A 21064-nucleotide genomic window follows, 5' to 3' on the forward strand; every position below is an offset into this window, starting at 1 on the left:
CGGCCAACGACGCATGGCGGCGGCGCAGTAGAAAAACTCTCAGCCTCTCAGTCGATCAGGCGGCGCAGGGCCACATAGGACGAGCCGCGCCGGTCGTCCTCGCGGTAGTGCACCGCAAAGCCACCCAGGTCCAGATCGCCCAGGGTCTGCAGGCTGCGCAACAGGCTGGCCCGCGTCAGCGGCGGCCTGGCCTTGCGCAGGCCTTCGCTCATCACGCGGGCGGCCAGATAGCCCTCCAGGCTGATGCTGTCGAACTGGCGCTCGCCGGCCTCGCGCATCGCGCGCTGATAGGCAGCCACCACCGGCACGCTGCGGTCCTCGGCGTCGGGCACCACCTGGGCGAGGGTCAGGCGGCCGCTGAGCTCGGGCTCATCCTGCAGCGCGGTGCGCAAAGGCTCGAGCCCGGCAAAGGACAGGGTGTAGAAACGCCCGCGAAAGCCCTGGGCATGGGCCTGGCGCATGAAGGCGGCGCAGGTCTCATAGGTGCTGACCATGAAGATGGCGTCGGCGCTGTGCTGCCGCACCAGGGTGTGGACGGCCTCGGCCACCTCGGTGCTGTTGCGCTTCACGGTGGCCGTGGCCACCATCTCGAGTCCGGCGGCCCCGGTGGCCTCGCGCATCGCCTCCAGCCCGGCGCGGCCGAAGGGATCGGCCTGCACCATGATATTGATGCGGCGCGCGCCGCTGGCCTTGATGGCACGGACCAGGGCGTGGCTTTCCTGCTGATAGCTGGCGCGCACATTGAAGACGTTCGGGTGGCTGCGCTCATCCCACAGCAGGCTGGCGCCGGTGAAGGGCCCGAGAAACGCGATATTGCCGGCGCGCCGCAGATGCGGCAGGGCGACCCGGCTGGTGGGGGTGCCGATATAGCCGAACAGGGCCAGCACCCGCGCATCCTGCAGCAGGGCCACGGTATTGGCTTCCGCGCGGTCGGGCTCGTAGCCATCGTCCTGCAGATCGACCGCGACACGCCGGCCCTGGATGCCGCCCTGCTTGTTGAGCTGCTCGAAGGCCGCCCGGGCGCCCAGGTGATAGCGCTGGCCCAGCGCCGAGGCCGGCCCGCTGAGCGCCGCCGAGCTGCCGAGCACGATCTCGGCGCCCTCCTCGCTGGCCGCTGCCGGGCCGCCCGACAGCAGGGCGGCGGCACACAGCAGGCGGCAACCCTGCAGAAGTCCGGCAAGAGCAGGCAGTTTGAAAGACAAGGACATCGGAGCGAAACAGGCCGGCGAAGCAGAAACAAGGAAGCAAGGAAGGCGGATCGATGATGCGCCCTGAAAACGCGTCGCCTGGAAATCGGAGTGTCCGCAAGTGCCGCGTGCCCGAGGATACCGTGCGCTCGGGCGCCGCCGCGCACGGCGCCGCTCGGCCGCGCGAAACATCGCACAACGCGGCGGGGAAGCCGCGGAACTCTTGATGCGCATCAGGATTGGACAATCGGGGCCATGCTCGCGGCCGACCCCGGCCACCACCTTAGGAAGTTCAATGAGTCTGGATCCCCTCGCCTCGCTGCTGGCGGCCACCGTCGTGCTGCTGATCGGCAGCCTGCTGAATCGCCGCATCGGCCTGCTGTCGCGCTACAACATCCCCGACCCGATCACCGGCGGCCTGCTGTTCGCGGCGCTGGCCTCGCTGGTTTTTGCCGCCACCGACTTCAGGCTGGAGATCGACCAGACGCTCAAGCCGGTGCTGCTGCTGATGTTCTTTGCCGGCGTCGGCATGTGCGCCGATCTGCGCATGCTGGGGCGCGGCGGGCGGGCGCTGCTGATCTTTCTGCTGGTGCTGTTCCCCTACATCCTGGTGCAGAACGGGGTCGGCATCGCGGTCGCGCTGGCGCTGGACCAGCACCCGATCTTCGGTCTGGTCGGCGGCTCGATCACGCTGGTCGGCGGCCATGGCACAGGCGCGGCCTATGCCGAGCGCTTTGCCGAGGTCAACAATCTGCAGTCGGTGATGGAGCTGTCGATGACGGTGGCGACGCTGGGCCTGATCGTCGGCGGCATCATCGCCGGCCCGGTGGCCCAGTACCTGATCAGGCGCCACGGCCTGCGCGCCGTGGCGACCGCCGCTGCGGGCAGCACCGATGCACAGCCACGGCATGAGCCCGAAGCCACGCTGAACAGCCTGGGCATGATGGGCGCGCTGGCCGGCATCCTGGCCGCCGTGGTGGCCGGCCAATGGCTGGCCGGGCGCTTTGGCGGCGGCGCGGTGACGATACCGAGCTTTCTGTGGTGCATGGTGGTCGGGGTCGCGATACGCAATCTGCTGCCCTTCGCTCGCATGCGCCTGGACGACCGGGCCTCGGACCTGATCTCGACGGTCTGCCTGTCGCTGTTCCTGGTGACGACGATGATGGCGCTGAACCTGGTCGAGGTGGCGCTGTCGGCCGGGCCTTTTGTGCTGATGATCGCGGCCCAGGTGGTCTTCATCGTGCTCTACACGGTGTTCGTCTGCTTCCGCTTCATGGGTCGCGACTACGAGGCCGCGGTCTCGTCGGCGGCGCTGATCGGCTTCAGCATGGGCTCGACCGCCACCGCGATGGCCAATATGCAGACCATCACGGCCCGCTACGGGCCGGCGCCGCAGAGCTATTTGATCGTGCCGCTGGCCGGCGCCTTCTTCATCGATCTGATGAACGCGGTCGTGCTGACCCTGACCCTGCCGCTGATCGGAGGCTGAAGTGAGACCAACCCCTCGTCCAAGGACTACCTTGGCCGGTCCCCCCCAAGGGGACGGCGCTCGGCCCGGAACACAAATTCTTATGCGTCACGGGCGCGGAATGGACAACTGAGATGACGTTACGAACCCTGTTCATCGGCCTCGTGCTGCTGCCGCTGCTGATCGCCTGCGGCCGCGTCGCCGACACCGACACCTTGCAGCGCGATCTGCAGATCCGCCTGGCCCAGGCCCTGCCCGAGGGCACGGTCAGCCTGCACGAGCTGCAGCGCCGCGGCTCGCAGTCCGACAGCAAGGCGCCGGACGGCCAGACGCGCCGCATCGTCTACTACGACATCGCGCTGCGCCTGAACCGCGACTTCGACTTCGGCGGCTGGGACTCGCCCGGCGTGGCCGGCCTGGTGTCGGCGCTGGGCGCCGGGCCCAAAGGCCTGGTGGGCATCACGGCCGGCGGCAACAAGGCCGGCGACCTCGTGCGCGTCCATGGCACGGCGCTCTACCAGCGCGACGGCGATCAATGGCAGGCCGTGGCGCCCGGCGGCTACCAGCCCGCCGCCGCGCCCAGCTATGCCAGCAATGCCCCGGCCGGCCGCGCCGCGACCTTGCTGGATGCGATGCGCAAGGTGGTGGAGGCGGTGTCGCGAGACTCGGCGCCGACGCAGGCCGCGATGATCGAGGAGGAGCTCGCCGCCGCCCATGCGGCGATACGCGCACGCCTGGCCCGCGCGGCCGACGGCTATGCGATCGCCGCCGGCCCGGAGCGCGGCCAGTATCTGCGCTTTGTGCAGGCCCTGTCCTCGCAGCAGGGCGCGCGCACCGTGCCGCTGGTGACGCGCGGTGGCGACGAGAACCTGCGCCTGCTGCGCGCCGGCAAGGTCGCGCTGGCGCTGGCCCAGGGCGACGCGGCGCTGGCGGCCTACCAGGGCAGCGACGAGTTCGCCGCCGACGGCCCCGACGCCGCGCTGCGAGCGATCGGCAGCCTCTATCCGGAGCCGGTCCATGTGCTGGTCGCGGCCGACTCCAAGGCCAGGACGGTGGCCGATCTGCGCGGCCAGCGCATCGCGATCGGCGTGCCGGGTTCGGCCTCGCGGCTGACCGCGCTGCGCGTGCTGCGTGCCCATGAGCTGGCCGATGCGGACATCCGGGCCGTCGAGCTGCCGCTGGGCGAAGCCCTGGTGGCGCTGCGCCAGGGCCGGGTCGATGCGCTGATCCAGGTCATCGGCGTGCCGGCCGACAGCATCCGCGAGGCGCTGTCCGAGCTGCCGCTGCGCCTGCTGCCGCTGTCGGAGCGCGCCATCGCCCGGCTGAGCACCGCGCCCTCGGGTCTGTTCGCGCACCGCATCGCGCGCGGCAGCTATGCAAGCCAGAGTGCCGAGATCAGCACGGTCGCGACCGCCGCGCTGCTGCTGGCCGCGCCGGAGCTGTCGGACTCCGAGGTCGGCGCGCTGACCCGTTTCGTGTTCGGCCAGGGCGGCGACCTGACCGCTCGCGGCAGCACCCAGGGCGCCCAGATCGCCGCCACCAACGCCCGCCAGGGCCTGGCGGTGCCACAGCATCAGGCGGCACTGAAGGCTCTGGAGGCGATGGCGGCAGCGGGCCAGTAACACCCGCCACGAGAAAATCGATCAGGCCTCGGGCTCGGCCGCCACCCCCACCATCCAGCCAACGCCAAACCTGTCGCTGACCATGCCGAACAGCGGGGCCCAGAAGGTCGGACCCAGCGGCATCGTGATCTGCCCGCCCTGGCCGGCCAGCGCGTCGAAGACGCGCCGTGCCTCCGCCTCGTCGGCGCAGTCCAGCGAGAGCGAGAAGCCCTTGAAGGCGGCGGTCGGATCGGCGCCGCTGCAGTCGCCGTCGGACAACATCAGCAGCGCGCCGCCGATCAGCAGCGAGGCATGCATGATCTTGTGCTCGCTGCCCGGCGCCACCATGCCCGGTGGTGGCGGCTCAGGGCTGTCCGAGTAGCGCATCATCATCTGCAGCTCGGCGCCCAGCTCGCTGACGTAGAACTTGATGGCCTCTTCGCAGCGGCCGGGGAAGAAGAGATAGGGATCGATGCGCATGGTTGTCTCGCTCCTGGCTTGAGGGCCGCCTCAGCGCAGCCCCGCGTTGATCTTGGCCAGAACCGCTGCACCGGGGCAGAGCTCCCGCTCGCCCAGCCGGTTCAGCGGCGTGGTCACGGTGTTCAGGCCCTGGTGCATATCGCGCGCGAGCGGGTCGACGAAGAGCAGGCCGGTGGCGATCTCGCCGGCGGCCTGCAGCGCCGCCACCTGATTCATTGCGGCGATGCGGTCGGTGGGGTTGTAGTCTGCCTTCACACGGCGCAATCGCATCTGGCTGCCATCGGGCTGCGGCAGCAGGATCACCGCCTCGTCGCCAGCCGCCTGTTGCGCGGGTGCCAGATCAATGAAGTCGATGCGGTTGAGCGCCTCGTTGTGCTCGCGCACATGGTCGTAGCTGCGGGTGCTGCCGGCATGGTTGTTGAACGCGACGCAGGGGCTGATCACATCGATGAAGGCCGCGCCGCGATGCTTGATCGCCCCTTCGATCAGCGGCACCAGCTGGCTCTTGTCGCCGCTGAAGCCCCGCGCGATATAGGTAGCGCCCAGCTGCAGGGCCAGGCTGACCAGGTCGATCGCGGCATCCTGATTGGTCGCGCCCTTCTTGGCCGTCGAGCCGCGGTCGGCGGTGGCGCTGAACTGACCCTTGGTCAGGCCGTAGACGCCGTTGTTCTCGACGATATAGACCATGGCCACGCCCCGGCGCATCGCGTGGGCAAACTGGCCCAGGCCTATCGAGGCCGAGTCGCCGTCGCCGCTGATGCCCAGATACAGCAGCTCGCGGTTGGCCAGGTTGGCGCCGGTCACCACACTGGGCATGCGCCCGTGCACGGTGTTGAAGCCATGGCTGGCGCCGAGGAAGTAGTCCGGGGTCTTGGAGCTGCAGCCTATGCCCGAGAGCTTGGCGACGCGGTGCGGCGCGATGTCCAGCTGCCAGCAGGCCTGGACGATGGCGGCCGAGACGGAATCGTGGCCGCAGCCGGCGCACAGGGTTGAGACCTTGCCCTCGTAGTCACGCCGGGTGTAGCCGACCGCATTCTTCTGCAGCGAGGGGTGATGGAGCCTGGGTTTGGCGAGGTAGGTCATGCCGGCTCCTGTCGGGGCGTGGTGGCGAGGGCATGCACATGGCGGGTGATCGCCTGCGTGATGAAGCGGGCGGTGATCGGCGTGCCGTCGAAGTGCAGCACGCGGGTCAGCCGCGCCGGGTTGAGCTCCAGCTCGGTGATGAGCAGCGTGCGCATCTGCGCGTCGCGGTTTTGCTCGACGACGAAGACCTGCTCATGCGCGCGCACGAACTCGCCGACCAGGGCCGGGAAGGGGAAGGCGCGCAGCCGCAGCCCGTCCAGATGGATGCCGGCCTCGGCCAGGGCCTGCAGGGCCTCGTCCATGGCCGGCGCGGTGGAGCCGAAATAGATCACGCCCAGCACCGTCTTGGCCGCCGCCGGCTTCAGCACCGGCTGCGGCACCAGGGTTGCGGCGGTGGTGAATTTCTTCTGCAGGCGCTCGACGTTGTAGAGGTAGTCGGCGCCGGCCTCGGAGTACTGCGCCCGGGCATTGCGGGTGGTGCCGCGCGTGAAGTAGGCCCCCTTGCTGGCATGGGTGCCGGGCAGGGTGCGCCAGGGAATGCCGTCGCCGTCGACATCCTCGTAGCGACCTTGATGGGCGCCGGCGTCCAGCTGTTCGGCGCTCATCACCTTGCCCCTGTCATAGCTGCGCGTCTCGTCCCATGCCAGCGGCTCGCACAGGCGCTGGTTCATGCCGATGTCCAGATCGCTCATCACGAAGACCGGGGTCTGAAGTCGGTCCGCCAGGTCCAGCGCGGCCGCTGCATGCTCGAAGCACTCCTTCGGATCCTCGGGCAGCAGCAGCACATGCTTGGTGTCGCCATGCGAGGCATAGGCGCTGCTGAGCAAATCGGCCTGCTGGGTGCGGGTGGGCATGCCGGTCGAGGGGCCGCCACGCTGCACATCGATGATGGTGATCGGGATCTCGGCGAAATAGGCCAGGCCCAGGAACTCGGTCATCAGCGAGACGCCGGGGCCGGAGGTCGCGGTGAAGGCGCGCGCGCCGTTCCATCCGGCGCCGGTGATCATGCCGATCGAGGCGATCTCGTCCTCGGCCTGCACGATGGCGTAGCGGTGCTGCCCAGTCTGCGGGTCGACCCGGTAGCTGGCGCAGTATTTCTGGAAGGCCTCGGCCACCGAGGAGGAGGGCGTGATCGGGTACCAGGCGCAGACCGTCGCGCCGCCATACACGCAGCCCAGCGCGGTGGCGGCATTGCCCTCGATGAAGATGCGCTCGCCGATGCGGTCGGCACGCCGGACCTTCAGCCGCAGCCCTCCTTCCAAGGATTGGCCCAGGTGATCGCGCGCGAACTCGCGGCCGGCGTGCAGGGCCCGCACATTCGAGTCCAGCAGCTTCTCCTTGCCGCGGTATTGCTCGGCAAAGAGCGTCTCGATCTCGGCCGGGTCTATCTCCATCAGCTGGCTGAGCGCCCCCAGCACCATGATGTTCTTGAAGAGCTGGCGCTGGCGCGAGTCCTCGTAGGTGGCGTTGCAGATGGCGGTGACCGGCATGCCCAGCACATGGATGTCGCTGCGCGGCACCGCCTCGGGGCCTAGCGGCCGGGTCGAGTCGTAGAACAGATAGCCACCCGGCTCCACCTCGGCCACGTCCTGGGCCCAGGTCTGCGGGTTCATCGCCACCATCAGGTCGACGCCGCCGCGCCGGCCCAGCCAGCCGGCCTCGCTGACCCGCACCTCGTACCAGGTCGGCAGGCCCTGGATATTGCTGGGGAAGATATTGCGCGGGCTGACCGGCACGCCCATGCGCAGGATCGCTTTCGCGAACAGCTCGTTGGCCGAGGCCGAGCCCGAGCCGTTGACATTGGCGAACTTGACGACGAAATCGTTGACCGCCTCGATACGGCTCATGCGCCTCTCCTGATCGCGTGATCCCGGCAGCCCGGTCCCGCCTTGGTCGTCAGCAGCAGGAACTTCTGCATATCCCAGGCCCCGGTCGGGCAGCGCTCGGCGCACAGGCCGCAATGCAGGCAGACGTCTTCGTCCTTGACCATCACGCGATCGGTCTTCAAGGCGCCGCTGACATACAGGTCCTGGCTCAGGTTCAGCGCCGGTGCCTTGAGTCGCTGGCGCAACTCGGTCTCCTCGCCGTTCTCGGTAAACGTGATGCAGTCCGTCGGGCAGATGTCCACGCAGGCATCGCACTCGATGCAGAGCTTGTCGCTGAACACCGTCTGCACATCGCAGTTCAGGCAGCGCTGCGCCTCCTTGAAGGCGGTGGCGGCATCGAAGCCCAGCTCCACCTCCACCCGGATGCTGGCCAGCGCCTTGTCGGCCGCGGTCCAGGGCACCTTGTTGCGCAGATCGTTGGAGGGGTTGTTGTCGTAGCTCCACTCATGGATGCCCATCTTCTGCGACAGCAGATTGACATGCGGCGCCGGCCGCCTGCTCACCGGCTCGGCATGCAGAAAACGGTCGATAGACACCGCCGCCTCATGGCCATGGGCCACGGCCCAGATGATGTTCTTGGGCCCGAAGGCGGCATCGCCGCCGAAGAAGACATCGGGCCGGCTGGACTGGTGGCTGATCGCATCCAGCACCGGCAGCCCCTGCTCGTTGAAGTCTATGCCCGCATCGCGCTCTATCCAGGGGAAGGCGTTCTCCTGGCCCACGGCCAACAGCACCTCGTCGCAGGGGATCACGATCTCGTCGCCCTGCTGCACCCGCTTGAAGCGCATGCCGGTCAGCCGGCCCGCGCCGTCGTGCTCGAAGGCCAGCGGCTGATGGAAGTCCAGTATCGGGATGCCCTCGTGCTGCGCATCCTCCTTCTCCCAGGGCGAGGCCTTCATCTGCGCATAGCCGCTGCGTACCGCCACCGTGACGGACTCGGCCCCGAGCCGGCGGGCCGAGCGGCAGCAGTCCATCGCGGTATTGCCGCCGCCCAGCACGATGACGCGCGGCTTGACCGCCGTGACATGCCCGAAGGACACGGAGGCCAGCCAGTCGATGCCGATATGGATGTCAGCGGCGGCCTCCTGCCGGCCCGGCAGGCTCAGGTCTCGCCCACGCGGCGCACCGCTGCCGACAAACACCGCGTCATAGCCCTCGGCCAGCAGCGCCTTCATCGACGCAATGCGCTGGCCGGCGCGCAGCTCGACGCCCAGGCCAAGGACGAACCCGCACTCCTCGTCGATCACGCTCTCGGGCAGACGAAAGCGCGGGATCTGTGTCCGGATGAAACCGCCCGCCTTCGCCTCGCCGTCAAACACCGTCACCGCATAGCCCTGGGTCGCCAGATCTCGCGCCACCGTCAGCGAGGCTGGGCCGGCACCGACGCAGGCGACCTTCTTGCCATTGCGAGCGGCCGGCACTGGCAGCATCGCACGCAGCTCCTCACTCTTGTTGTCGGCTGCCACGCGCTTGAGCCGGCAGATCGCCACGGCCTCCGGCGTCTGTGCGTTCGCCTCTTCCACCCGCCCGCGCCGGCAAGCCGGCTCGCAGGGCCGGTCGCAGGTGCGCCCCAGCACGCCCGGGAAGACGTTGGACACCCAGTTGACCAGATAGGCCTCGTCATAGCGGCCCTGGGCAATCAGGCGGATGTACTCGGGTACGGGGGTATGGGCCGGACAGGCCCACTGGCAGTCGACGACCTTGTGGAAATAGGCCGTATCGGCAATGTCGCTGGGCTGCACCTGGCTGACCTCCTGCATGGCTGGGCGAGCAGGGCTCACCGTCCAGAACAGGGCGAACTCGCGCCAGATCGGTGCCTCACTCCTCGAGCCAGTCTACGCCCGGCGCACCAGCTTGGGATGCAGGGGCAAACCCGGGCGGCTCGGCAGGACTTTTCCGATTTCCTTACTTTCGGCATGCCAGGATTTCTGCATTCCTGGATTTACGATGATCCGACAACACCTCGCCAGGCCCCGGCCTGCGAACCCAGGGAGACAAGCAGACATGACGGCCACGAAGAAAACCGCCAGGCCGGCCAAAACCATCGAGCCGCACGGCAGCCACGACCGCATCCGTGTGCAGGGCGCGCGAGTCAACAATCTGAAGGACATCAGCGTCGAGCTGCCCAAACGTCGGCTGACGGTATTCACCGGGGTCTCGGGCTCGGGCAAGAGCTCGCTGGTGTTCGGCACCATCGCGGCGGAATCGCAGCGCCTGATCAACGAGACCTACAGCGCATTTGTGCAGGGCTTCATGCCGACACTGGCGCGGCCCGAGGTCGATGTGCTGGAAGGGCTGACGACGGCCATCATCGTGGACCAGGAACGCCTGGGCGCCAACGCCCGCTCGACCGTGGGCACGGTCACCGACGCCAACGCGATGCTGCGCATCCTGTTCAGCCGGCTCGGCCAGCCGCAGATCGGCCCGCCCAGTGCCTTTGCCTTCAACGTGCCCTCGGTGCGGGCCGTGGGGGTGATCGAGGTCGAGCGCGGCGCCGGCAGCAAGGCCGTCAAGCAGAGCTTCACCCGCCTGGGCGGCATGTGCCCGCGCTGCGAGGGCATGGGCTCGGTCAGCGATATGGACCTGGACCAGCTCTATGACGACAGCAAGTCGCTCAACCAAGGGGCGCTGACGATACCCGGCTACAGCATGGACGGCTGGTTCGGCCGCATCTTCAATGGCTGCGGCTTCTTCGACCCCGACAAGCCGATCCGCAAATTCAGCAAACGGGAGCTGCACGACCTGCTGTACAAGGAGCCGACCAAGATCAAGGTCGACGGCATCAACCTGACCTACGAAGGCCTGATCCCCAAGATCCAGAAGTCGATGCTGTCCAAGGATGTAGACACGCTGCAGCCCCATGTGCGCGCCTTCGTGGAGAGGGCCGTGAGCTTCACGACCTGCCCCGAATGCGCCGGCACCCGGCTCGGCGAGGCGGCCCGCTCCTCGCGGATCGGCAAGCTCAATATCGCCGAGGCCTGCGCGCTGCAGATCAGCGAGCTGGCCGACTGGGTGCGCGGTCTGAAGGCGCCAACGGTGGCACCGTTACTGGCCACGCTGACCCACACGCTGGACTCCTTCGTCGAGATCGGCCTGGGCTATCTGTCGCTGCAGCGGCCCTCGGGCACGCTGTCGGGCGGCGAGGCCCAGCGGGTCAAGATGATCCGCCACCTCGGCTCGGCGCTGACCGATGTCAGCTATGTGTTCGACGAGCCCACGATAGGCCTGCACCCACACGACATCCAGCGCATGAACGAGCTGCTGCTGCGCCTGCGCGACAAGGGCAACACGGTGCTGGTGGTCGAGCACAAGCCCGAGACCATCCAGATCGCCGACCATGTGGTTGACCTCGGCCCCGGCGCCGGCAGCGCCGGCGGCAGGGTCTGCTTCGAAGGCAGCGTCGCGGGCCTGCGCGCCTGCGACACGCTGACCGGCCGCCATTTCGACGACCGGGCTGCACTGAAGCCGCAGCTGCGCCAGCGCAGCGGCGCGCTCTCGATACGGGGCGCCAACACCAACAATCTGCGCGATGTCGATGTCGACATCCCGCTGGGCCTGCTGGTGGTGGTCACCGGCGTGGCCGGCTCGGGCAAGAGCTCGCTGCTGCACGGCGCGATGCCGGCCGGCGCCGGCGTGGTCTTCGTGGACCAGAGTGGGGTGCGCGGCTCGCGGCGCAGCAACCCAGCCACCTACACCGGCCTGCTGGACCCGATTCGCAGCGCCTTCGCCAAGGCCAATGGGGTCAAGCCCGCGCTGTTCAGCGCCAACTCCGAGGGCGCCTGCCCCGGCTGCAACGGCGCCGGCGTCGTCTACACCGAGCTCGGGCCGATGGCCAGCGTCGCCAGCCCCTGCGAGGACTGCGAGGGCAAGTGCTTTCAGGCCGCCGTGCTGCAGCACCGCCTGGGCGGCCGCGATATCAGCGAAGTGCTGGCGATGTCGGTGGCCGAGGCCCGTGACTTCTTCGACGCCGGCGCGGCGCGCCTGCCGGCCGCGCTGGCTATCCTCGAGCGCCTGGCCGATGTGGGCCTGGGCTACCTGCGCCTGGGCCAGCCGCTGACCACGCTGTCCGGCGGCGAGCGCCAGCGCCTCAAGCTGGCCGGCCATATGTCAGAGAAGGGCGGCATCTATGTGCTGGACGAGCCCACCGCCGGCCTGCACCTGGCCGATGTGCAGCAGCTGCTGGGCCTGCTGGACCGCTTGGTCGACGCCGGCAAATCGGTCATCGTGATCGAGCACCACCAGGCCGTGATGGCCCATGCCGACTGGATCATCGACCTCGGCCCCGGCGCCGGCCACGACGGCGGCCGCATCGTCTTCGAGGGCACACCCGCCGCGCTGGTCAAGGCGCGATCGACGCTGACGGGGCGGCATTTGGCGGGGTATGTGAGGGGGTGACCGCCGTCGCCGCGGCCCGGTTGGGCCGTTCTGGAGGGCTGACCGGCCCCACCCACCAGCGGAGAACCTGATCCCCATGGCAGAGGATGCCAGCGTCTGCCGGTCAAGCAACGATGCGGCATGCAAAACGTTCGCTGGCCCCATCAACTTGCCGCCATGCTGCTGCTCACAGGCAGTCTGTGTGCCTGCTCCAGTTTGAAGCCGCAGCTGTACCCGGCCCAGATGCTGCCGGTTCCCGAGGGCGGCCCAACGCAATCAAAGAAGCGCCCGGTAACGCCCAGCGTCGCGGAGGCCATCGAGTACGCGCAGCAGCAGCAAGCCGGCTATGCCCAGGCCGACCAGCATCTGGGTAGCATCAAGCCCACGAGCGCGCTAGGCCTGATAGGCATGGGAGCCGCTGGTCTGGCCGCCGGGCTGGGCGGCGGCCATGCCCGAGGTGTCGCCAACCTGGGGGTCGCCAGCACCGCCACCTACATCTTTGCCGACACGCTGAGTTCACCGCCGCGCCAGCAGGCCTACCGCGCCGGCATTCGCGCCCTGAGTTGCGCGATCGCTGCCACCCGCCCCTGGTATATCGAGGACACGGTGCTGGGCGCGGCGTCTGGCGCCGGCGGTGGCATCCGTGGCGACCTCAAGTCTGCCGATACCGCCGCCGCTACGCTCAGGGACACTCTGCACAGCCTTCAATCCCTGGAGCAAGAGCAGCGGATCCAGTTGCACACACCGGCCGCTACAGCGGCGCCATACTGCGCGCACAAACGTCTCTCCTGCGAGCCCCGTGCTGGCAATGTGGCAGAAGCGAAGGCTTGGATGGAGCAGTGCGAGCGCGTCAAGGCTGGCCTCGTCGCCGGCTGTCAGATACGCCCCGCCAGCGACAAAACCATCACGCTGGCACCCGCCGTGCAAACCCTGGCCGCCTTCCAGCGGGCCCGCGAGCTCCTGAAGCTTGCGGAGGAACGCACAGGCCGCGTACGCGCGGGTCTGAGGCAGACCGTGCTCGCCGGCGGCGCGCTGTGGGACAAGACCACCGAGATTGTCACGCTGGTGAATGACGAGGTGCAGAAGACCGAGCCCCGTCTGGGCGGTTTGCTGACGGCTTTGAGCAGCATGCAAGGACTGGCTGGGAAACTGACCCAGCCCATCAAGACCTCCGGAACTGGCACCCAGCAGGCTGGCCTTTCATCCATCCCGCCGGTGCCGACACAAGAACCTGTCGACACGCGAAAAATCGATGAGGCGCGAGCCGCACTCGAGAAAGCCCTGGCGCCATTGGCCTATTGGTCTGAGCACTTCGCTGACCTTGCCAAGAACACGCAAACCAGTCTGAGCATCTGCAGCGTTCCTCCGCTGCCCGGCAGCACGCCGGAGGTCGCCACCACGCCCCCGGCCGAAGCAGCCACGTCGGCAACCGATGCCAGCGAGGCCGTCTGGCTGGGTCTAGGTTTCAGCAGCCAGGACTACGCAGCTCGCCAGGACCTCGCCAAGCAAACCCTGTTTGGCCAGCGGGTGCTCCAATGCAAGCGCCAGAAGATGGGCCAGCAAAAGGCCACCGGGGTGCTGGACGAAGCCACCGAGAACTTCATCCGTCAGGCGGACAAGCCCTGCGCCAAGCTGGAAGTGGCATGAGTAGCGCGATGTTGCAGCACGCTTTGCAAGACCTGCTCACGCTGGCCGCCAGCCATGACCCGGCCGATGCAGGGCTGCAATGCAGGGCACGGTCTCTTGGTCTGCGTGCCGAGGCGGCGTCCGCCCTGCGTTGGTTCAAGCTCGGCAGGCAACCCTGCCTGGGGTTCCACGATTCCTTGGCTGCGCGAGACCTGCCGCGCCGGCTGCGACTGCGTGGCGCCGAACTGCCTGTGCAAGCCTTGCGCGCCAGCAGCAACGCCTCCCTGCAGTCGGCTCGCCTGAGCCTGTGCAACCAGAGCTGCAAGGGGGGGCCAGGCACGGTGACCGCCCTGCTGCATTCCAAAGAGCATGCTCTGCGAAGCTACGCGCTGACGGCCGGCCACGTGCTCGGTGCAGGAGGTGCCGGCGCGCTGAATGACAGCATTGCGATGATCGGCATTGGCAGCCCGTTGCTGGGTCGCAATTCGGACTTCCTACCGAGCTTCCATAGCCCCGGCGAAGCCAGCGCGATTGATGCGGGCCTGGTCAGGCTGGAGACGGAACAGCTGCAGACCCTGTTGCGCGGAGGTTTCGAACTGCCGCAGGGGCAAGCCGGCCTCTACACCGGGGGCCAGGTCCTGAGCCTGCGTGCCCAGCCCGCCCCCCGCCCTGCCGCCTCGGTGGAGGAAATCACCTGCCTAATGGAACCCGGCACAGGGGGCGCGGCCGGCAGCTACCAGATCGTCCGCGGCATGCTGTACCAGTGCGCGGGCGGCACCGAGGGCGGCCACAGCGGCGCAGCGCTATGGAACGAAAGACAAGAACTGGTCGGCATGCACCTGGGCTCGGCGCCGACTGGTTCGGGCGGTAATGCCGTCGCCATGCCCATCGGTCGAGTTTTCAGTGCCTGGCCCAGCCTGTCCCTGATCGATGAGCTGAACGCCGACCGCATGGGAGCACCGGATCTGGTCCCACATGCGGCATCGAGTCCTGTGTCGACCCCCGTCACCCAACCTGCTTTCAGGGAGGTCGAGGTGCTGGCCCGCACCCTCTGGGGCGAGGCCCGCGGCGAACCGCAGGCCGGCATCGAGGCGGTGGCCTGCGTCGTGCTCAACCGCGTCCGGCGCCAGAGTTACTGGGGTCGAAGCATTGCCGAAGTCTGCCTCAAGCCCTATCAGTTCAGTTGCTGGAACCAGGACGACCCGAATCGTCGGCAGCTGCTGAGCCTGAGCAGCAGCGATCCTCAGTACCGGCGCGCGCTTGAGGTGGCCAAGGCAGCGGTCGCCGGCGATCTGATCGATGCCACGCAAGGCGCCACCCACTACTACTCAAAGCGCCTGCGTCGACCACCTGTCTGGGCGCTCGGACACAGTGCCTGCGCCGACATCGGCTTGCACCTCTTCTTCAACAAAATCCGGTGACCGCCATGGACAACCGCATGCTAGACGTCGCCATCGGCCTGGTACTGATGTTTGCCATCAGTGCCTTGATGGTGACCTCGATTCAGGAGCTCTGGAACTCCTGGAGAAACACCCGCGGCAACAATCTCTTCAAGGCCATCAGTTCGATGCTCGGCGATGACAGTGGGCTGGCGCAGACGCTGCTGGATCAGCCGCTGCTCAAGAGTCTCTACCAGACCCAGGACATCCGCGGTGCGGCGCGCAAGCCCTCCTATGTGTCGTCGGACGCCTTTGTCGGCGCCCTGCTGGACTATCTGTCGCGCCAGCATGCGGGGGGGCTTCGTCCAGGCACACCGCTGGACCTGGTCACGCGCATGCAGCAGGCCGGTACGCACCGCCAGCTGACCGAGGGCATGAGCACGCTGCTGCAGGGCGCCGAGCAGGACTGGGACAGCTACCAAGCGCGTCTTCGCGCCTGGTTTGATGCGGTCAATGAGCGTTCCATCGGTTGGTTCAAACGCGACAACCAGATTCACCTGCTCGCCTTCGGCCTGTTGCTGGCGGTCGGGCTCAACATCAATCCCATCGTGATCGGCCAAGCCTTGTGGGAAGACGCCGAACTGCGCGGGCGGGTCGTCAAGCAGGCCGAGCTGGCATTGCAGATCTACCAGGCCGAGAGCGGCCAAGCGACAAGCACCAAGCCGGCCACCCCACAGGCCGTGCCGATAGCACCGGCGGCCAGCAGCGTCGAGCAGACGCTGGCCGAGTTGATCAGCCGGCTAGGGCCTGCTGCCAATCAACTGGAGGAGGCCAAGAAGCTGGCGCTAGCCGAGGCCGCCCTCGCCGCCCAGCAAGGCGCTCGCGAGCTTCGTGTCGCCCTGGGAATGGAGCGGCAAACAGCGCTGCTGAAACCTCGGCCGCAGGAGGCCTACGACAACGTCGAAGCCAGCAAGCGCCGGTTTGAGGAATTGCAGGCGCAACTGCTCAAGCTGGAGCGTGGCAACGGCGTTCCAGCAGGGGACAAGATCCATGAGGCCGGCAAACAGCTCTCCGGGGCCATCGACAAAGAGCGCCGCGACCGCGAGGCTCCAGTACTCACGGGCACGGCAGCGCCTCAAGACTGCGGTAAGCAAGCCGATGAGCAGCAGCGCCGGCTTTGCAAGGAGTTGCAGCGACTCGACCCGATGCGCCGCATCGGCGTGCCGCTGGGCTGGCCCGGCGGATTGCCCAAGGCGCTGCGCCAAGTCGGGTCGGACTGTGAGATTGACAAGCCGGCGAGCCACGGATCCGCCGCCGCATCAAGCCCCAAGCCCGCCTGCGAACCCGCCGCCGAAACATCGGCCACCGCACATTGGTCTGCGCTGGGCATCATGCTGGCAGGCTGGCTGATCACCGCCTTCGCCGCCACGCTGGGGGCGCCGTTCTGGTTCGACATGCTCAGCAAGCTGATGAAGCTGCGCGGCAGCGGCAGCAACCCCGACGCAACGACGGCGACCGCCGCCAGCAAACCCGCATCGATGCTGACGACCACCACCACCGCACAGTCGAGCGGCGATGTACCGGTACCCCCGGCATCCAGCGATGCCTTGAACGAGGCGGAGCACGCGCTGACCGACACCGAGATAGAGACCATCCAGCGCCGCGTTCTCCTGAGCGGCGCGCAGCTGAGCCGACGCCTGGACATTCCCACCCGCGACGCGATCAAGGTCTGGCAGATCAAGACCTATGGCCAGGGCGATGGTGTCCTGTCGCGCCAGCAGATCCAGGTCCTGCTGAGCCAGGATTTTGATTCAGATGCCGATGGCTACGTCGGCTGACAAGCCCGTTGAAGGAAGCAAACCATGGCCGATTTCCCTTTGCTGGCCGACTACGGGCAAGCCCCACGCCAGGCCCGTGTGCTGGCCAAGCTCAATGTCCGCGAGCAGCCTTCCCGTCAAAGTGCGCTGAAAAGCCGGCTTGACCCCGCCGTGCCCGGACAAGCTGCAGTCATGGTGGACCAGTTGCTGGCCGGCGAGCCCTATCTGGGCGAGCCGCGCTGGTACCGTCTGAACGCCACAGGCCATTACGCCTGGAGCGGTGCGCTGGAGCTGCAAGAAGTCGCACCGCCGCTACCGACATCAGGCATGCGCGTCAACGCTCGCAACAACGTGATACTGCCGCTCAGCACGGAGCAGATCGAGCAGGTGTTCGGTCGATTCAGCTATGTTGATGCCGTCGGCGGCGCGGTGCGCATCACAGAGCCCGCCAACTGGGAATCTACCGAACTGGTGCCGCTACAACACCCGGTGCTGGCGGCGATCGCGCCGCGTCTGCGTGTGCATCGAAAGGCATTGGGCAGTTTCACCCGTGCCCTGGACGCTATCCAGCAAGCAGGATTGAGTGCCAAGGTACTGAGCTGCTCGGGCACCTGGGTCAGTCGCTATATCGGCTGGAATCCCGCCAGCGGCCGGCTCAGCTCGCACAGCTGGGGCATCGCCATCGACCTCAACGCAGCCTGGAACGGCTATGGACGGGAACCCGCTCCCCCGGGATCCATAGGCAGCGTCTACGAGCTGCTGCCGTTCTTTGTGGCCGAGGGTTTCGCCTGGGGCGGCCACTTCAGTCCACGTTACCGCGACGGCATGCACTTCGAGCTGGCTCGCCAGGATCTCTGATGTCTCCTCGCGCTCTCCAGGCTCTCGCGCTCAATCCTGCGCCCCCGCCTCCACCCCCATGCCCTCGGCCCGCCAGCGCAGCATGCCGCCGGCCAGGTTGGCGACCTGGGTGAAGCCGGATTTCTGCAGCAGCACGGTCGCCTGGGCCGAGCGGGCGCCGGAGCGGCAGATGGTGACAACGGGCTTGTCCTTGGCGATCTCGGCGCCGGCGCGGGCGGCGAGTTCGGCCAGCGGCAGCAGGCGGGCGCCGGGGATGTGGCCCAGCGCGCTGTCGCTGAATTCGGCAGGCTCGCGCACATCGATCAGCTGGATGGCCTGGTCATTGGCCGCCAGGCATTCGTCCAGCGCCGCCGGCTGGATTTCCCAGATGCCGCCAAAGCTGCAGCTCAGGGGCGCCCAGGTCGGTTCCTGCTGCGCCGCCGCGCTGTCCGGCTCCGGCCGGCCGCAGCGCAGATTGGCGGGCACGGCGATGTCCATCAGCTTGGGGTGGGGCAGGCCGAGGTTGTTCATATAGCCGGCGAAGTCGGCCTCGTTGACATCGCCGCCCAGGCGCGGGTTGTAGCGCCGCTCCTCGGCCACGCTGGTGACCGTCAGACCCCGGTAGTCATGCGCCGGGTAGAGCAGGCAGGCCTGCGGCAGCGAGAGGATCTGCTGCTGCACCGAGCGGTAGAGCTGGGCCGGGCTGCCCTGCTGGAAATCGGTGCGGCCGCAGCCGCGTATCAAGAGGCTGTCGCCGGTGAAAGCCATGCTGTGATCGTCCAGCACAAAGCTCAGGCAACCATCGGTATGGCCCGGCGTGGCACGCACCTCGACGTAGCGGGCGCCGAAATGCACCCGCTCGCCGTGGCGCAGCAGCCGGTCGGCATTCGTCGCCCCGGCCGCCGCCGACAGCATGATCTGGCTGCCGCTGCCGGCCTTGATCAGCCAGGCGCCGGTGACATGGTCGGCATGCACATGGGTGTCCAGCGTCGCGATGGCGCGCAGGCCCAGCTCGCGCAGCAGCGCGGTGTCGCGCCGCACCTGCTCGAACACCGGGTCAATCAGCAAGGCCTCGCCCGAGGCGGCATCGCCGAGCAGATAGGTGTAGGTGGAGGACTGGGGATCGAACAGTTGGCGGAAGACGAGCTGGGACATGAAGAACTTTCGGGAAACAAGGCCCCGTCATCTTCCACCCATTCCGGGTCGGCCGCCAACGGTCGTTCAAGGCATCGCGTAGCTGCTCAGCGCCTTCGGGAACTTCAGCAGCCACAGCCGCGTGCCGCGGTCGATCTCGTTGCCGCGGGCCACGCGCACGCCCACCGCGCCGGCGGCGCAGGCGCCGTCGTTGACGATGACGCCGTTGGCATCGACGGTGCAGGCGGTCGGGTCGCCGTCCAGCGCGCGGCCGGCGGCGTCGACCAGGGTGGTGCGCAGGCCGAAGTCGTTGTCATTGATCAGGGCCAGGGTCTGGGCATCGACCACGGCCAGGCCCTCGGCCTTCTCGGCCTTCCAGCCGGCGGCGTTCAGGTCCAGCAGCACGGTCTTCTTCAGCTTGACCACCTGGCTCCAGCTCAGCGCGCTGGGCGTGCTGGCGTCGATGCTGTTCTTCTCCAGCTCGATGCCGACGGCCGCGATATCGCTGGCACCGGCCGGCAGCTCGACCAGCATCAGGAAGTTGCGCACCACGCCGCTGGCGTCGGTGCCCTGCTCGATGACGATGAAGCGGCCGTTGCCCAGCGCGACCAGATCGCCCAGCTTGGCGCTGCCTGTGCGGTTGCGGTCCCATTTGTCGCCGGCCAGCGCATAGCTCAGCGGGTAGGCATAGAGCTTGGAGGTCTCGGTCTTGGGGTCGAACTCGATCCAGCGGGCGAACTGCGCGAAGTCGCGCACTTTCACCTTGTCATTGCGCTTGCCGTCCTGGTCGAGATCGGCGCTGTCGGTGGTCTCGACGGACTTGCCGGCCGCGTCCAGCGGATCGATCGGGCTTTGCAGGAAGCCATGCAGCTTGCCGCTGGCGGCGTCCATCGCCAGGCCTTCCATGCCGCGGTTGGCGCGGCGGTGCTTCAGCACCTCGGGCAGGCTGCCGGCGCCGGTGCCGGGGGCGTAGCGCTTCAGGATCTGGCCGCTGGCGGCATCGATCTTGGCGATGAAGGGGCCGTACTCGTCCGAGGTCCAGAAGACCTTGGCGGCGGCGTCGTAGACCAGGCTTTCGCTGTCCAGGCCCTGCGGGTCGAGCCCGCCCTTGGCGGCGTCGTAACGCAGCGCGTCATTGAGCGGCACCTCCAGGCTGGCGCCGATGCTGGTGAAGGGCAGCGGGCGGCCGGAGATGCGGGTACCGGCGTCGGATTTCAGCGGCAGCAGGCTGCTCAGCTGCGCCCCCTTGGCGCCGACGCTGATCGTGCCGATGGACGGCGTGAAGCCGGGCGCCAGAAACATCTTGCTGAGGCTGGCGGCGCTGTTGTCGGGGCGCGGCGCATTCGGGCTGTCGCCATTCGGGCCGCGGTCGGTGATGCCCCAGAACTCCAGGCTGCCGTCGGCGGCCTTGCCCTTGAACACCAGGCCCGAGCCGACGGCCGGGTAAAAGCCCTTGGGGAAGTCCTTCCTGGCGGCCGCGTTGGTGCCCTCGTAGGGCACGTAGAGGGAAGCCTCGGCGCGCAGCTCATGCTTGGTGATCCTGACCTCGCCGCCGGCGATGGCCTGGCTGCTGGCGGTGGTCTCGGTCTTGCCCAGCTCGGCGGCCAGCATGGCCTCGTAGTGATCGGTGGCGGCCAGGCGGCGCAGCGCGCCCAGCGTGCGGGCGCTGTAGGGCTGGCCGTAGCCGTCCTGCAGCGCGGCCGGCAGCAGGGCCTTCAGCGCGGCATCGAAGGCGGCGGCCGGGGCCGCGAAGTCCAGGCTCTTGCCGGCCAGCGCGGCGGCCACGGCCTCGCTGATGCGGATGCCGTTGGCGGCCTCGTCGTCCTCGTCCAGCGCCTGCAGGAACAGCAGGCGGTTCTGCAGCCGCGCCTCGCCGAGCGCCTGGGTGCCGGCCAGATCGCCGACCGTGATGTCGGCCGCGCAGGCGGCCTGGCCCAGCGCCACGCCGCCGAGGCTGAAGCTGAGCTGGTCGCCCGGCTTGCAGCTCAGAGCGCCATTCGCACCGGTGCGGCCGGTCAGGCCCGAGGGGCTGGCGCTGTACTGCACGCCCTCGACCGCGCCGTCCAGCAGGCGCGCGTTGATGGCCGCAGGCCCGTCGTCATCGCTGCCGCAGGCGGACAGCAGGGCCAGGCTCAGCAGGGCCAGCAGGGGTTTGGCGCGCGGGGGCATCATCGAGGGCATGGTGGGGTTCG

General features: G+C 68.2%; 14 protein-coding genes. 7 read left to right on the top strand and 7 right to left on the bottom strand.

Translation table 11 applies throughout. From position 1 onward, the window contains the following. Positions 1 to 47: 47 nt before the first annotated feature. Positions 48 to 1208 carry an ABC transporter substrate-binding protein gene (locus O5M90_RS16140; protein WP_440402167.1) on the bottom strand — a complete coding sequence of 387 codons (1161 nt, stop codon included), beginning with the start codon at positions 1206 to 1208 and terminating at the stop codon, positions 48 to 50. Between the two features lie 274 nt (positions 1209 to 1482). Between O5M90_RS16140 and gltS the strand changes: the two genes are divergently transcribed. Further along, complete coding sequence (gltS, locus tag O5M90_RS16145) at positions 1483 to 2676, top strand: sodium/glutamate symporter (RefSeq protein WP_269839546.1); 1194 nt, start codon at positions 1483 to 1485, stop codon at positions 2674 to 2676. Between the two features lie 113 nt (positions 2677 to 2789). Next, on the top strand, positions 2790 to 4277 hold the full coding sequence (locus tag O5M90_RS16150; RefSeq protein WP_269839547.1) for a TAXI family TRAP transporter solute-binding subunit: 1488 nt from the start codon (positions 2790 to 2792) through the stop codon (positions 4275 to 4277). Between the two features lie 21 nt (positions 4278 to 4298). Here O5M90_RS16150 and O5M90_RS16155 read toward each other — a convergent pair whose 3' ends face one another. The 4 genes from O5M90_RS16155 to O5M90_RS16170 are packed head-to-tail and all read right to left on the bottom strand — an operon-like array spanning position 4299 to position 9447. Then, on the bottom strand, positions 4299 to 4736 hold the full coding sequence (locus O5M90_RS16155; RefSeq protein WP_269839548.1) for a VOC family protein: 438 nt from the start codon (positions 4734 to 4736) through the stop codon (positions 4299 to 4301). Between the two features lie 30 nt (positions 4737 to 4766). Further along, positions 4767 to 5819 carry a 2-oxoacid:ferredoxin oxidoreductase subunit beta gene (locus tag O5M90_RS16160; RefSeq protein WP_269839549.1) on the bottom strand — a complete coding sequence of 351 codons (1053 nt, stop codon included), beginning with the start codon at positions 5817 to 5819 and terminating at the stop codon, positions 4767 to 4769. Further along, positions 5816 to 7666 (bottom strand): 2-oxoacid:acceptor oxidoreductase subunit alpha, encoded by a 1851-nt coding sequence (locus tag O5M90_RS16165; RefSeq protein WP_269839550.1) that lies wholly within the window; start codon positions 7664 to 7666, stop codon positions 5816 to 5818. Before O5M90_RS16165 ends, O5M90_RS16160 begins: the two co-directional genes overlap by 4 nt. Further along, entirely contained in the window at positions 7663 to 9447 is a 1785-nt protein-coding gene (locus O5M90_RS16170; RefSeq protein ID WP_269840087.1) for an FAD-dependent oxidoreductase, read from the bottom strand. The genes O5M90_RS16165 and O5M90_RS16170 overlap by 4 nt, the downstream gene beginning before the upstream one ends. Before the next feature lie 262 nt (positions 9448 to 9709). Here O5M90_RS16170 and O5M90_RS16175 point away from each other — a divergent pair, with 262 nt between their 5' ends. From O5M90_RS16175 to O5M90_RS16195, 5 genes are all read left to right on the top strand, one after another. After that, positions 9710 to 12100 (top strand): excinuclease ABC subunit UvrA, encoded by a 2391-nt coding sequence (locus O5M90_RS16175; protein WP_269839551.1) that lies wholly within the window; start codon positions 9710 to 9712, stop codon positions 12098 to 12100. 120 nt (positions 12101 to 12220) lie between these two features. Then, positions 12221 to 13726, top strand: a complete 1506-nt coding sequence (locus O5M90_RS16180) for a hypothetical protein (RefSeq protein WP_440402169.1) — start codon at positions 12221 to 12223, stop codon at positions 13724 to 13726. Then, the gene (locus O5M90_RS16185; protein WP_440402170.1) at positions 13723 to 15126 is read left to right on the top strand and encodes a cell wall hydrolase; all 1404 of its coding nucleotides are present in this window, start codon (positions 13723 to 13725) and stop codon (positions 15124 to 15126) included. The genes O5M90_RS16180 and O5M90_RS16185 overlap by 4 nt, the downstream gene beginning before the upstream one ends. A gap of 17 nt (positions 15127 to 15143) precedes the next feature. Continuing rightward, the gene (locus O5M90_RS16190; RefSeq protein WP_440402171.1) at positions 15144 to 16922 is read left to right on the top strand and encodes a hypothetical protein; all 1779 of its coding nucleotides are present in this window, start codon (positions 15144 to 15146) and stop codon (positions 16920 to 16922) included. 24 nt (positions 16923 to 16946) lie between these two features. Further along, complete coding sequence (locus tag O5M90_RS16195; protein WP_269839557.1) at positions 16947 to 17759, top strand: M15 family metallopeptidase; 813 nt, start codon at positions 16947 to 16949, stop codon at positions 17757 to 17759. 30 nt (positions 17760 to 17789) lie between these two features. Here O5M90_RS16195 and O5M90_RS16200 read toward each other — a convergent pair whose 3' ends face one another. Together O5M90_RS16200 and O5M90_RS16205 are read right to left on the bottom strand one after the other, a co-directional pair. Beyond that, positions 17790 to 18893 (bottom strand): rhodanese-like domain-containing protein, encoded by a 1104-nt coding sequence (locus O5M90_RS16200; RefSeq protein WP_269839558.1) that lies wholly within the window; start codon positions 18891 to 18893, stop codon positions 17790 to 17792. A 66-nt stretch (positions 18894 to 18959) separates the two neighbouring features. After that, positions 18960 to 21044: an esterase-like activity of phytase family protein gene (locus O5M90_RS16205; protein ID WP_440402173.1), complete on the bottom strand. Its 2085-nt coding sequence runs from the start codon at positions 21042 to 21044 to the stop codon at positions 18960 to 18962. Between the last annotated feature and the right edge of the window lie 20 nt (positions 21045 to 21064).

Origin of the sequence: Paucibacter sp. M5-1, from assembly GCF_027498415.2 — a bacterium.
Lineage (GTDB): Bacteria > Pseudomonadota > Gammaproteobacteria > Burkholderiales > Burkholderiaceae_C > Roseateles_E.